This is a genomic window from Streptomyces sp. B93 (assembly GCF_018070565.1).
In the GTDB taxonomy this organism is placed as follows: Bacteria; Actinomycetota; Actinomycetes; order Streptomycetales; family Streptomycetaceae; genus Streptomyces.
Genome location: NZ_JAGPXL010000001.1, coordinates 39,285 through 51,843, shown reverse-complemented (window position 1 = coordinate 51,843; position 12,559 = coordinate 39,285). Strand labels below are relative to the sequence as shown.

Genomic DNA, 12,559 nt, shown 5'->3' with positions numbered 1-12,559 from the left:
GCGCCCGAATTATGTCGCTTGGGGTTAGCGAAATCTTTGTGTTTAGGCCGGAGAAAAGCGGGCAGAAGAATACGGGAAGCTACGCTCCGTAGAATTATGGAATTGGGGATTGTGGAATCCGGTGAAGGTCAGGAATTCAGGAAACCGTCATCCGTGCCAGCTCTCCCCGGCGGCCCGCAGCGCCGCACCCGGGTCCACCTGAAGACCCCCCTGGGCCAGCGCCGCCCCCAGCGCCACCAGACAGCCCCGCACCGCGCCCGGCGTGGCGTCGGCGCCGTAGTGGTTGACCCGGATCATCTCCTTGGCCAGCGCGCCGCCCCCGGCCGCCAGCGGCAGCGCCGGATCGGCCGCCAGCGCCCGTGCGACCAGCTCCGCGGCGACCGTGCCGGACGGCGCCCGCAGGGTCGTGGCGACCGGCGCCGCCTGCGCCGCCTCGTGCACATACGGCTCCAGACCGCCGCCCAGGGCCAGCGCACCAGCCCGGGTCGCCGCGGCGGCGCGCGCGTGCCGGGCCATCACCGCGTCCGGGCCCTCCGCCTCGATCCGCGCCACACACGCCTCCAGCGCCAGCATCTCCAGCTGGGCGGGCGCGTGCGGCAGCACCCGGCGGCCACCGTCGATCCAGCGCTCCCGCCAGTCCAGCAGCGACAGGTACGACCGGCGCGGCGCCCTCGGGTTCGCCGCCATCCGCGCCCACGCCCGCTCGCTCACCGACACCGCCGAGACGCCCGCCGGACCGCCCATCGCCTTCTGCGCCCCGATCACGCACAGGTCCACGCCCCACGCGTCCGGCAGCACCGGCTCGGCCCCGACCGAGGCCACGGCGTCCAGGTAGAACAGGGCGCCCCGCTCCCGTACCACCGCGCCGATCTCCGCGACCGGGTTGGTGTTCCCGGTCGCCGCCTCCGCGTGCACCAGGGAGACGAAGTCGATCTCCGGGTGCTCGGCGAAGGCCTCCCGGATCTGCTGCGCGGTGACCGCCGTGTGGAAGGGCACCGCCAGGTCGATCACCGTCGCCCCGCAGTCCCGCAGCCAGTCGCCGAAGGTCTGCCCGTAGGGGCCGGTGATCACGTTCAGCGCGGTGGTGCCGGGACCGGCCGTGGCGCGGATCGCGCCCTCCAGCGGCAGCAGCGCCTCACCCTGCATGACCACCACGTCCTGCGCGGTGCCGAGCAGCCGGGCCACCCGGTCCTCGATCGAGGCGAAGCGCTCGGCGGTCAGCGGGGCCAGGTCCAGGAAGGGGTGCGTCACGGCGGTGCTCTCTCCGGGTGCGGCGGGACGGTCGCTGCCGAGCTTAGGTCAGGCCGTGCCAACCCCCACCACTGGCGACTTCTTAGGCCGGGCGGCCCCGAGACCATCGGTTTAATTTGAGGAACCCAAACATCTCCTTATAATCGGAACCCACAGTTTCTGCACAGGAGGTCCCCCGTGATCACGCTCCTTGGGCGCCGGGCCCGCGTTCTGGCCGCCACCACCGCGACGGCCGGGCTGGTTCTCGTGGCCGGCTGCTCCTCGGACGACGACGGCGGCGGCGCCGGCAAGACCGCCGCCGGCGGGGTCGAACTGGTCAAGGGCGGTCAGCTCACCACCTGCACCCACCTGCCCTACCCGCCCTTCCAGTCGGAGATCGACGGCAAGGTCCAGGGCTTCGACGTCGCCCTGATCGACCTGGTCGCCGACGACCTCGGGGTGCAGCAGGAGATCCTCGACACCCCGTTCGAGAACTTCAAGACCGGCGCCTTCCTCAACTCCGGCGAGTGCGACCTGGCCGCGGCCGGGATGACCATCACCGACGAGCGCAAGAAGAACGTCGACTTCTCCGACCCCTACTTCGAGGCCACCCAGGCCGTGCTGGCCGACAAGGACAGCGGCATCGCCTCCTTCGCCGACCTCAAGGGCAAGAAGGTCGGCGCCCAGGCGCAGACCACCGGCGAGGACTACGCCAAGAGCCAGGGCCTCGACCCGGTCTCCTTCGAGTCCTCCGACGCCGTCCTCAACGGCCTGCGCACCGGCCAGGTCGACGCCGTCGTCATCGACTACCCGGTCGTCCAGGGCTGGCTCAAGGACCAGGCCAACGCCGACGCCTTCGAGGTCGCCGAGCAGATCAACACCGGCGAGCAGTACGGCTTCACGGTGAAGAAGGGCAACGACAAGCTCCGCGAGGCCATCAACAAGGCGCTCGCCGACGCCAAGGCCGACGGCACCTACAAGGAGCTGTACGAGCAGTGGATCGGCCCGTACGACGAGGACGCCGCCGCCTCCCCGGCCGCGTCCTGACCCCATGGCCGACATCGAAGCAGCACCCGTACAGCCGAAGAAGAAGAGCCTCACGCGACGGCAGAAGCGCAGCCTGTCGCGTGGGGCGCAGTACGTCGTCTTCGTCGCCGCCGTGATCGCCTTCGCGGTGGCGGCGGACTGGGACCGGCTGAGGAACCAGTTCGCCCAGAAGGCCATCGCGGAACAGATGTTCCCCGAGGTCATCACGCTGGCGCTGAAGAACACCGTGCTCTACACGGTCTCCGGATTCGCCGTCGGACTCGCCCTCGGCATGCTCATCGCGCTGATGCGGCTGTCGTCCGTGGGCCCCTACCGCTGGCTCGCGGGCGTCTACATCGAGATCTTCCGCGGACTGCCCGCCCTGCTGATCTTCATCTTCATCGGCGTGGCCGTGCCCCTGGCCTTCCCCGGCACGCAGATCCCCGGCGGCACCTACGGCAAGGTCGCGCTCGCGCTCGGCCTGGTCGCCGCCGCCTACATGGCGGAGACGATCCGCGCCGGGATCCAGGCGGTGCCCAAGGGCCAGATGGAGGCGGCGCGCTCGCTGGGCTTCTCACCGGCCCGCGCGATGGTCTCGATCATCATCCCGCAGGCGTTCCGGATCATCCTGCCGCCGCTCACCAACGAACTCGTCCTGCTCTTCAAGGACTCCTCCCTGGTGCTGTTCCTCGGCGTCACCCTGGAGGAGCGGGAGCTGTCGAAGTTCGGCCGCGACCTCGCCAGCCAGACCGCCAACTCCACGCCCATCCTGGTGGCGGGCCTGTGCTACCTGCTGATCACCATCCCGCTCGGCTTCGTCGTGCGCCGCATGGAGGCCAAGGCCCAGGAGGCCGTGAAATGAGCCGTGCCGAGACCCCCGAGGTCCCCGAGATCCAGGTCCGGGGGCTGCACAAGGCCTTCGGCGACAACGAGGTCCTCAAGGGCATCGACCTGGAGATCCGGCGCGGCGAGGTGGTCTGCGTCATCGGCCCCTCCGGCTCCGGCAAGTCGACGCTGCTGCGCTGCGTGAACCTGCTGGAGGAGCCGACCAAGGGCCAGGTCTTCGTCGGTGGCACCGAACTGACCGACCCGGACGTCGACATCGACGCCGTACGCCGCCGCATCGGCATGGTCTTCCAGCAGTTCAACCTCTTCCCGCACCTGACCGTGACCGAGAACCTGACGCTTCCGCAGCGACGGGTGCTCCGGCGGGACAAGGCGACGGCGGCGAAGGTGGCCGCGGAGAACCTGGAGCGGGTGGGACTGGCGGAGAAGGCGGGCGCCTACCCCTCCTCCCTCTCCGGCGGCCAGCAGCAGCGCGTCGCCATCGCCCGCTCGCTCGCCATGGGCCCCGAGGTGATGCTCTTCGACGAGCCGACCTCGGCACTCGACCCCGAACTGGTCGGAGACGTCCTCGCGGTGATGCGGATGCTGGCGACCGAGGGCATGACGATGATGGTCGTCACCCACGAGATGACCTTCGCCCGCGAGGTCGCCGACCGGGTCGTCTTCATGGACGGCGGTGTGGTCGTCGAGGACGGCACCCCCGAGCAGGTCATCGGCAGCCCCCGCCACGAACGCACCCGCCACTTCCTCTCCCGCCTCCTCGACCCCGCGATGGCCGAGGTCGAGGAGGAGACGTCGGACCAGGTGGGCAAGACCCCGTAGCGCCTGGCTATCGTGCGGGGCATGAGCGAAGTGCTGCACGTCACGGGGCGGGTACTGGTCGGACCGGAGGAGATCCGCGACGAGCTGTGGGTGATCGGCGGGCGGATCTCCTACGACCGTCCCGTCGGCGCCCGTGACGTCCGCACGGTCTCCGGCTGGGCGCTGCCCGGCCTGGTCGACGCCCACTGCCACGTGGGCCTGGACGCGCACGGGGCGGTGCCCCGGGACGTGGCCGAGAAGCAGGCGCTGACCGACCGCGACGCCGGGACCCTGCTGCTGCGCGACGCCGGCTCACCCTCCGACACCCGCTGGACCGACGACCGCGACGACCTGCCGAAGATCATCCGCGCCGGTCGGCACATCGCCCGCACCCGCCGCTACATCCGCAACTACGCCCACGAGATCGAGCCCGGCGAACTCGTCGCGTACGTCACCCAGGAGGCCCGGCGCGGCGACGGCTGGGTCAAGCTGGTCGGCGACTGGATCGACCGCGACCTCGGGGACCTGTCGGCGTGCTGGCCGCGCGAGGCCGTCGAGGCGGCGATCACCGAGGCGCACCGCCTGGGCGCCCGCGTCACCGCGCACTGCTTCGCCGAGGACTCCCTGAAGGACCTGGTCGAGGCGGGCATCGACTGCATCGAGCACGCCACGGGTCTGACGGAGGACCTCATCCCGCTGTTCGCCTCACGGGGCGTCGCCATCGTCCCCACGCTGGTCAACATCGCCACCTTCCCCAAGCTGGCCGCCGGTGGCGAGACCCGGTTCCCCCGCTGGTCGGCCCATATGCGACGGCTGTACGACGCCCGCTACGACACCGTCCGGGCCGCCTACGACGCGGGCATCCCGGTCTACGTCGGCACGGACGCCGGGGGAGCGCTGGCGCACGGTCTGGTGGCGGGGGAGGTGGCGGAGCTGGTCACCGCGGGCATCCCGCCCGTCGAGGCCCTGTCGGCGGCGGCCTGGGGCGCCCGGCGCTGGCTGGGCCGTCCCGCGCTGGACGAGGGCGCACCGGCCGACCTGGTGGTGTACGACGAGGACCCGCGGGCGGACGTACGGGTGCTGGCGGCGCCGCGGCGGATCGTGCTCAACGGGACGGTCGTTGACGGGGCGTGACGGGGGGCGGCAGCGGTCGTTGAACCTCGCTCATGCGCCGGGTCGGCGCCCCCGGGTGGGGGGATGTGGGTGACGGCGGGGAACAACCGTGCCGACAGATTCGAAAGTCCGCACGGAATCCCCACGATGGGGTGAAGTCACGCAGGATCGCCACGTGTTCACTCTCAGTGCGTAATTCTTGCCGGGTCCCAAGCAAGTCTCTTGTCTTCTGAGGGGTCCCACCACCTTGAACGGCCACACCTTCCGCCTGCCCGCACGCCGTCTCACCACCGTCGCCGCGGCGACCGCCCTGGCCGCCGGACCGGCCGCCCTGACCGGCGCGGGCACCGCGCACGCCACCGAGGAGGGCCGCGCGAGTGCCGTGGTGCTGCGCACCGGCCTCGACGTGGCCCTGCTCAACAAGACCGTGCAGGTCCCGCTCACGGTCTCCCTCAACGAGGTCGAGGCACCGCGGAGCGCCGAGAAGACCGCCCTGACGGCGCGACTGGACGGCGTCGACGGCGGACAGCCCTTCACCGTCCTGGGCGCGGACGTCGCCCAGGCCAGGGCGACGGTGACGGACGCGAAGGCCGAGGCGTCCACGCGGCTGGCGCACGCCAAGGTCCATGTCCCCGGCCTCCCTCTGCTCTCCCTCATCGAGATCGAGGGGGTCACCTCCACGGCGACCTGCGAGGCCGGGAAGGCGCCAGTCGCCGAGTCCAACGTGCTGGGGGCGGTGACCGTGCTCGGCAAGCGGGTCAGCCTGACGGCGGGCGGGCCGACGAAGGTGGCCGTGCCGGGTGTCGGTGAGGTGCGACTCGAACTGTCCCAGCGGGAGACGACGACGAGTACGGCGAGTGCGACGGCGCTGGAACTCGCCGTGGAGGTGAACCCGCTGAAGCTGAACGTGGCGGAGGTGACGGGGGCGGTCACCTTGGCCGAGGCAAGGTGCGAGGCGCCGCCCGCCCCCGTCGAGGCCTCGGCCGAGGCGTCGTCCGCGCCGCCTGCCGCGGGTGTCAAGCCGCAGGGGGCCCCTGCGGAGGCGAACCTGGCTGAGACCGGGGGTAGTTCGGCTACGCCGTATGTGGTGGGCGGAGCGGTGGCGCTGCTGGTTGCCGGTGGGGGAGCGGTGGCGGTGGCGCGGCGGCGTCGGGGGGCGTGAGTCCTGCCGGTGGTGCCGTCGGATGGGTCGCGCGGCCCGGCGCTGACAGGGTCCCTCCCCGCAGCTGTGGGCGGCTACGTCCGTGCTATCGCTCGTCGCAGCGAGGCCAGGAACCCGTTCGTCGTCCCCCGGTCGCGTACCGCGAGGCGCAGCCACTGGTCGTCCAGGCCCGGGAACGTGTCGCCGCGGCGGACCGCGTAGCCGAGGGAGCGGAGGCGGTGGCGGACGGTGGGGGCCTCCGGGAGGCGGATGAGGACGAACGGGGCCTCGGCGGGCCCCGCCACGGTCAGCCCCGCCGGGGTGAACTCCGCCAGGCCCGCGAGGAGGTGGGCGCGGTCCGCGGCGATGCGGTGGGCCGCGTGGGCCGCTTCCGCGAGGGCGCGTGGGCTCACGCAGGCCTCGGCGGCGGCCAGCGCCGGGGTGGACACCGGCCAGAGCGGCTGGGCGCGTTCCAGGTCGCCGATCGTCTCCGGTGCCGCGAGCACGTAGCCGATGCGCAGCCCGGCCAGGCCCCACGTCTTGGTCAGGCTGCGCAGGACGATCAGGCCCGGGACGTCCGTCCGGTCGGCCAGCGCCTCCCGCTCGCCGGGTACCGCGTCCATGAAGGCCTCGTCGACGACCAGGAACCGGCCCGGCCGGGCGAGCCCCGCGAGGGTGGCCGCCGGGTGCAGTACCGATGTCGGGTTCGTGGGGTTGCCCACGACCACCAGGTCCGCGTCCTCCGGTACGGCCGCCGGGTCCAGGCGGAAGCCGTCCGCCGCCCGAAGCAGCACCCGGTCCACACTGTGCCCGGCGTCCCGCAGCGCCGCCTCCGGCTCCGTGAACTGCGGGTGCACCACCACCGGCCGCCGTACCTTCAGCGCCCGCGCCAGCAGCACGAACGCCTCCGCCGCGCCCGCCGTCAGCAGCACCCGCTCCGGCCGCAGCCCGTGCCGCGCCGCCACCGCCGCACGTGCCGCCCGCCCGTCCGGGTAGGCGGCGAGGGACGACAGCGACGCGGCGATGTGCGTGCGCAGCCACTCCGGCGGGGTGTCCGCGCGGACGTTCACCGCGAGGTCGACGAGGGCCGAGCCGTCGTCGCGTACCTCCGCGTCGCCGTGGTGGCGCAGATCGTGTCCGTCAGTGCGCATGGGAGTGCGTGTGCCCTCCGTGATGGTGGTGGCCGTGACCGTGGTGGTGCCCGTCGTCGTCGGGGTGGAAGTGCGGCTGCTGCGGCAGCCCCACCTTGTCCTCGAAGCCGGGCAGCGCGATCCGGTACACGCACGAGTCGCAGTTCATCCGCAGATCGCCGCGCACCGCCTCCCGGTACCGCTCCATCACCAGGTCCAGCAGCTCCGGCTCGGGCCCGATGACGTCCGCCGACCGCACCTCGACCTGCGGGTGCGCCGCCGCCCAGTCCTCGGTCTGCCGCCGGACGCGGTCCGGGAGGATGCCGGTGAAGAGGAAGTAGGGGAGGACGACGATCCGCCGCGCGCCCAGCTTCGCGCACCGCTCCAGCCCGCTCGGCACGTCCGGCGCCGCCAGCGACACGAACGCCGTCTCCACCCCGGCGTACCCGCGCCCCTCCCACAGCAGCCGCGCCGCCTTGTGCACCTCGGCGTTGGCGTCGGGGTCCGTCGACCCGCGCCCCACCAGCAGCACCGTCACGTCCGCCCGGTCAACGGGGGTGCCCGCGCCGCCGCCGAGCGTCTCGTCGAGGCGCCGCTCCAGCACGGACAGCAGCGCCGGGTGCGGGCCCAGGGGACGGCCGTAGGAGTACGAGATCCCCGGGTGCCGTTCCTTCTCGCGGGCCAGCGCCGCGGGGATGTCGCCCTTGGCGTGCCCGGCGGACACCAGCATCAGCGGTACGGCGGCGAAGCGCCGTACCCCGCGCTCCACCAGCTCGGTCACCGCCTCGCCCAGCGGCGGCGGGGACAGCTCGATGAAACCGCCCGCGACGGGCAGTTCGGGGTGGCGGCGCCCCAGTTCGCGCACGAAGTCACGGAACGCCTCGGCCCCGGCGTCGTCCCGGGTGCCGTGACCGGCGATGAGCAGGGCGGGCGGCGGCGGGGTGGTCACTGGTTCTCCTCGGCGGAAATCGGGTGGTACAGCAGGGCGTTGAGGGCGGCGGCGGCGACCGCCGAACCGCCCTTCTCGGACACGTTGCTGACGGCGGGCAGTCCGCTCTCGCGCAGCGCCGCCTTGGACTCGGCCGCGCCGACGAAGCCGACGGGCAGACCGATGACGAGCGCGGGGGAGGCGTCCAGCGTCAGCAGTTCCTCCAGGGCGGTCGGGGCACACCCGATCACCCACAGCGCGCCGGGCCCGACCTGCTCGTAGGCGAGCCGGACGGCGTGCGCCGAGCGGGTCAGCCCGTCACCGGCGACGGCGTCCCTCAACCGGCAGACGGTCTCGCGCCGGGTGATCCCGGCGGCCACCATCTCCACGTCCACGACGACGGGCGCCCCGGCGTGCAGCGCGGCATGGGCCGTGACCAGGTCCTCCTCCGTCATGACGAGGTCGTCCGCGTACTCCAGGTCGGCGGCGGAGTGGATGACCCGCTCCACCACCGCCCGGGTCAGCGGCGGGAGGCCCGAGGTGTCCAGGCGGGCGCGCAGCCGCCGGAAGGACTCCTGCTCGATGGGGTGGACGACACGGCTCACTTGGGTTCCTCCTGCCAGCGGTAGCCGCGCGGGGTCACCATGCGGCCCGCTATCCGCCGGGTCGCGGTGTTGCCGACCGTCACGACCGTCATCATGTCGACCGTCGCCGGGTCGAGTTCACCGAGCGTCGTCACCCGGCTGGACTCGTCCGCGCGCGAGGCGTTGCGCACGACACCGACCGGGGTCCTCGGCGACCGGTGCTCGGCGAGGAGCTTAAGCGCCTTCGGCAGCTGCCAGTCCCGGCCCCGGGAGCGCGGGTTGTAGAACGTCACCACGATGTCCGCCTCGGCCGCCGCCCGCACCCGCCGCTCGATGACCTCCCACGGGGTGTGCAGGTCGGAGAGGCTGATGGAGACGTGGTCGTGGCCGAGCGGCGCCCCGAGGACCGCCGCGGCGGCCAGCGCCGCCGTCACCCCCGGCACCCCCACCACGTCGATGTCGTCGCTCGCCTCCGCGAGCGCGGGCGACGCCATCGCGTACACGCCCGCGTCACCGCTGCCGATCAGCGCCACGGCCCGCCCGCGCCGCGCCTCGGCCACCGCGGTGCGCGCCCGCTCCTCCTCCGCGCCGAGCCCGGACTCCAGGACCCGGGTGCCCGGCCGCAGCAGGTCGCGGATCTGGTCGACGTACTGGTCGAGCCCGACCAGCACCGACGCCCGCCGCAGCTCGGCCTCCGCACGCGGCGTCAGCAGGTCCCGCGCGCCCGGCCCCAGCCCGACCACCGCGAGCCGTCCGCGCCCCGGACGGCGTACCACCGCGCAGGTCGCCATCGCGGGCCGCGCCGCCGACTTCCGCTTCGGCACCAGCAGTTCACCGCCGCGCACCAGCGCCGCCGCCTCCGCGACCGACGGCGTGCCGACCGCGGCGAGCGGCGCGTCCGACGGGTTGGGCACCTCCACCTGGGACAGCTCCTCGGCCGAGTAGGTGACCACGGGCACCCCCAGCCGCTGGGCTGCCCCGACGATGCCGGGCTCCTTCGCCTTCGCGTGCACGGTCGCCACCTCGGCGACGCTGCGCGCGGAGAGCCCGGCGTCCCGCAGCGCGCCCTCGACCAGCGCCAGCACCTCCCCGACCGGCGCGCCCTTCGACGCGCCGACCCCCACGACCAGCGACGGCGGACGCAGGACCACCTCCCGCTCACCCGGCGCCACGGCACGGTCGGTGACCCGGACGGTGTACGCCGCCGCCCCGGGCCCGGTCAGCGGCAGCGCGGGCAGCGGCCAGGGCACCTCGGCGTCCAGCGCGACCGGCTCGCCGTCCAGCAGCGCCCGGGTCACCCCGGCGACATCGCCCTCCACCGGGAAGCCGAGCGTGTCGAGGCCGGGCAGCCCGACCGCGTCCGTCGCCGTGGTCACCACCGGCTCCGCGCCGAGCAACGCGCCCACCTCACGGGCGAGTTCATTGGCCCCGCCGCCGTGCCCGCCGACCAGCGACACGGCGAACCGGCCGCCCTCGTCGACGCACACCACACCCGGGTCGGTCCGCTTGTCGGCCAGCAGCGGCGCCAGCAGCCGTACCACCGCGCCCGTCGCCAGGAAGCACACCAGCTGCTCGCACTGCGCGTACGCGGCCCGTACGGCGTCCGGCACGGCACCGTCGTACACGCGCGTCCGGTCCGGCCAGGCCGCAGCCAGCCGGTCCCGGGCCGCCGCCCCCGCCGCGGTGGCGGAAATCAGGCCGATCACTGGTCAACTCCTTCGTCACGGGCGCGCGGTCGCACGCCCCACAGCAGAAAAACGGGATTGGCCGCGGCCAGCCGGGTCACGTCCCCCGGCAGCGGGGCCAGCCGCGACGACTGCAACAGCACCCCGTCGCAGTCGAGACCGGCGTGTGTCAGGGCCGCCCGCGCGGCGGGCACCCGGTCCAGCGCGGCCATGGCCACCACCACCGCACGGCGGGCGCGCCGCGCGCACGCGGTGACGATGGCGGGCAGCTCACGCCCCCCACCGCCGACGAACACGGCGTCCGGGTCGTCCAGCCCGGCCAGCACCGTCGGCGCCGCCCCGTGCACCACCGTCACGTCGACACCGTGCGCGGCGGCGTTGGCGCGAATGCGCCCCACCCCGTCCGCGGTCTTCTCCACGGCGGTGACGGCGGCCCCGAACCGCGCGCACTCCACGGCCACCGAACCGGACCCCGCGCCGATGTCCCACACCTGGTCACCGAGGCGCGGACCGAGCCGGGCCAGCGCCAGCGCCCGCACCTCGAACTTGGTGATCATCGAGTCCCGGTGCGCGAACGCGTCCTCGTCCAGGGCCCACCCGGGCCCCATCGCGTCCGGCCCCGCGACCGTGCGCGCCGCCCCGAGCGCCCGCGCCCCGTCCAGACACAGCACGACGCTCACCGCCGTACCCCAGTCCCGCGCGGCGGCCTCGGCGGGCGTCACCCGCTCCACCCGCTCCCGCACCGGGTCGCCCAGCGCGGTCGCGACGACCAGCATCCGGTCGTGGTGCAGCAGCGCCGCGCCCAGCTCCGCCGGACCGCTGCCCGGCCCGGTGAGCACCGCCACCTTGGGCCGCGCGCGGCACACCTGCACCGCCGTGCGCAGGGCCCTCCCGTGCGCGCTGACCACCACCGCGTCGTCCCACGGCAGCCCGAGGCGCGCGAACGCGGCGGCCACCGACGACACCCCCGGCCGCACGTCCAGCAGCCCCGGCCCGAACCGCTCCGCCAGCACCCGTACGATCCCGAAGAACCCCGGGTCCCCGGAGGCCAGCACCACCACCGGCCGCTCCTTGGCGACGTACTCGCCGATGGTGTCCAGCGCGGGCGCCAGCGGCCCGAGCACCACCCGCTCCGCCCCCTCGGGCAGCCGTACGGCGTCCAGATGGCGCCGCCCGCCGACCACGAGTTCCGCCCCCGCCACCGCCTCTTCGGGGGGCGGCGCCCCCGTCCCCGTACCGACGACCGTGATCACGTCCGCGTCCCCCGGGCGGCGCGCAGCGCCCTGCGGGCCTCCGGGTCGGCCTTGCGGTAGCCGTGGAAGTGCCCGGGGTGGTACAGGTGCGAGCGGGTGCCGTGCGCGTCGAGCGCCGGGCCGACCAGGAAGAGGGTGTGCTTCCAGAGCTTGTGCTCCTTGACCGTCTCCTCCAGCGTTCCGACGGTGCACCGCACCACCAGCTCCTCCGGCCAGGTCGCCTGATGGGCGACGACCACCGGCGTGGACGTCGGGTAGCCGCCCTCCAGCAGCTCCCGCACCAGCTGCCCGCTGCGGGCCGCGGACAGGAACACGGCCATGGTCGTGCCGTGCCGGGCGAACTCCCGCACCTCCTCACCGGGCGGCATGGGCGTCTTCCCGCCGCCCAGCCGGGTCAGCACGACGGACTGCGCCACCTCGGGGATCGTCAGCTCCCGCCGCGCGATCGCCGCGACCGCGGAGAACGCCGAGACACCCGGCACCACCTCGGTCTCGATCCCGATCTCCGCACACCGGTCGAGCTGCTCCTGCGTGCCGCCCCACAGCGCCGGGTCACCGGAGTGGATACGGGCCACCCGCAGCCCTTCGGCGTACGCGCGTTCGTACACCGCCACCACGTCCTCCAGCGACATCGCCGCCGAGTCCAGGACCTCCGCGCCCTCACGGGCATGCTCCAGGACCTCCGCCTGGACCAGGCTCGCCGCCCAGATCACGACATCGGCCCCGGCGATCGCCCGCGCCGCCCGGAACGTCAGCAGATCGGCGGCGCCGGGCCCGGCACCGACGAAGGTCACCTTGCCGGTGGAGGCATCGGCCATGAGT

At 73.8% G+C, this 12,559-nt stretch carries 12 protein-coding genes; 5 read left to right on the top strand and 7 right to left on the bottom strand.

Annotated features, from left to right (window positions below; genetic code table 11):
* Positions 1–147 precede the first annotated feature (147 nt).
* Complete coding sequence (locus tag KBY47_RS00245; protein ID WP_210918757.1) at positions 148–1,251, bottom strand: aminotransferase class V-fold PLP-dependent enzyme; 1,104 nt, start codon at positions 1,249–1,251, stop codon at positions 148–150.
* A 177-nt stretch (positions 1,252–1,428) separates the two neighbouring features.
* Between KBY47_RS00245 and KBY47_RS00240 the strand changes: the two genes are divergently transcribed.
* From KBY47_RS00240 to KBY47_RS00220, 5 genes are all read left to right on the top strand, one after another.
* Positions 1,429–2,277 carry a transporter substrate-binding domain-containing protein gene (locus KBY47_RS00240; RefSeq protein ID WP_210918756.1) on the top strand — a complete coding sequence of 283 codons (849 nt, stop codon included), beginning with the start codon at positions 1,429–1,431 and terminating at the stop codon, positions 2,275–2,277.
* Positions 2,278–2,281: 4 nt separating this feature from the next.
* A complete protein-coding gene (locus KBY47_RS00235) occupies positions 2,282–3,118 on the top strand; it encodes an amino acid ABC transporter permease (protein WP_210918755.1) in 837 nt (278 codons plus the stop codon).
* Positions 3,115–3,924: an amino acid ABC transporter ATP-binding protein gene (locus tag KBY47_RS00230; protein WP_210918754.1), complete on the top strand. Its 810-nt coding sequence runs from the start codon at positions 3,115–3,117 to the stop codon at positions 3,922–3,924. Before KBY47_RS00235 ends, KBY47_RS00230 begins: the two co-directional genes overlap by 4 nt.
* A gap of 21 nt (positions 3,925–3,945) precedes the next feature.
* Positions 3,946–5,037, top strand: coding sequence for an amidohydrolase family protein (locus KBY47_RS00225; RefSeq protein WP_210918753.1), 1,092 nt, complete (start codon positions 3,946–3,948; stop codon positions 5,035–5,037).
* A gap of 226 nt (positions 5,038–5,263) precedes the next feature.
* Complete coding sequence (locus tag KBY47_RS00220; RefSeq protein ID WP_210918752.1) at positions 5,264–6,178, top strand: SCO1860 family LAETG-anchored protein; 915 nt, start codon at positions 5,264–5,266, stop codon at positions 6,176–6,178.
* A 74-nt stretch (positions 6,179–6,252) separates the two neighbouring features.
* Here the strand turns inward: KBY47_RS00220 and cobC are convergent, their stop codons facing one another.
* Genes cobC through cobM form a run of 6 tightly spaced genes read right to left on the bottom strand, consistent with a single transcriptional unit; the run spans position 6,253 to position 12,555 of the window.
* The gene (gene cobC, locus KBY47_RS00215) at positions 6,253–7,308 is read right to left on the bottom strand and encodes an Rv2231c family pyridoxal phosphate-dependent protein CobC (RefSeq protein WP_210918751.1); all 1,056 of its coding nucleotides are present in this window, start codon (positions 7,306–7,308) and stop codon (positions 6,253–6,255) included.
* Positions 7,298–8,236, bottom strand: a complete 939-nt coding sequence (locus KBY47_RS00210) for a sirohydrochlorin chelatase (RefSeq protein ID WP_210918750.1) — start codon at positions 8,234–8,236, stop codon at positions 7,298–7,300. The genes cobC and KBY47_RS00210 overlap by 11 nt, the downstream gene beginning before the upstream one ends.
* The gene (locus KBY47_RS00205; RefSeq protein WP_210918749.1) at positions 8,233–8,820 is read right to left on the bottom strand and encodes a precorrin-8X methylmutase; all 588 of its coding nucleotides are present in this window, start codon (positions 8,818–8,820) and stop codon (positions 8,233–8,235) included. The genes KBY47_RS00210 and KBY47_RS00205 overlap by 4 nt, the downstream gene beginning before the upstream one ends.
* Positions 8,817–10,505 carry a precorrin-3B C(17)-methyltransferase gene (cobJ, locus tag KBY47_RS00200; protein ID WP_210918748.1) on the bottom strand — a complete coding sequence of 563 codons (1,689 nt, stop codon included), beginning with the start codon at positions 10,503–10,505 and terminating at the stop codon, positions 8,817–8,819. Before cobJ ends, KBY47_RS00205 begins: the two co-directional genes overlap by 4 nt.
* On the bottom strand, positions 10,502–11,737 hold the full coding sequence (cbiE, locus tag KBY47_RS00195) for a precorrin-6y C5,15-methyltransferase (decarboxylating) subunit CbiE (RefSeq protein ID WP_210918747.1): 1,236 nt from the start codon (positions 11,735–11,737) through the stop codon (positions 10,502–10,504). Before cbiE ends, cobJ begins: the two co-directional genes overlap by 4 nt.
* On the bottom strand, positions 11,734–12,555 hold the full coding sequence (cobM, locus tag KBY47_RS00190; protein ID WP_210918746.1) for a precorrin-4 C(11)-methyltransferase: 822 nt from the start codon (positions 12,553–12,555) through the stop codon (positions 11,734–11,736). Before cobM ends, cbiE begins: the two co-directional genes overlap by 4 nt.
* Positions 12,556–12,559: the final 4 nt, after the last annotated feature.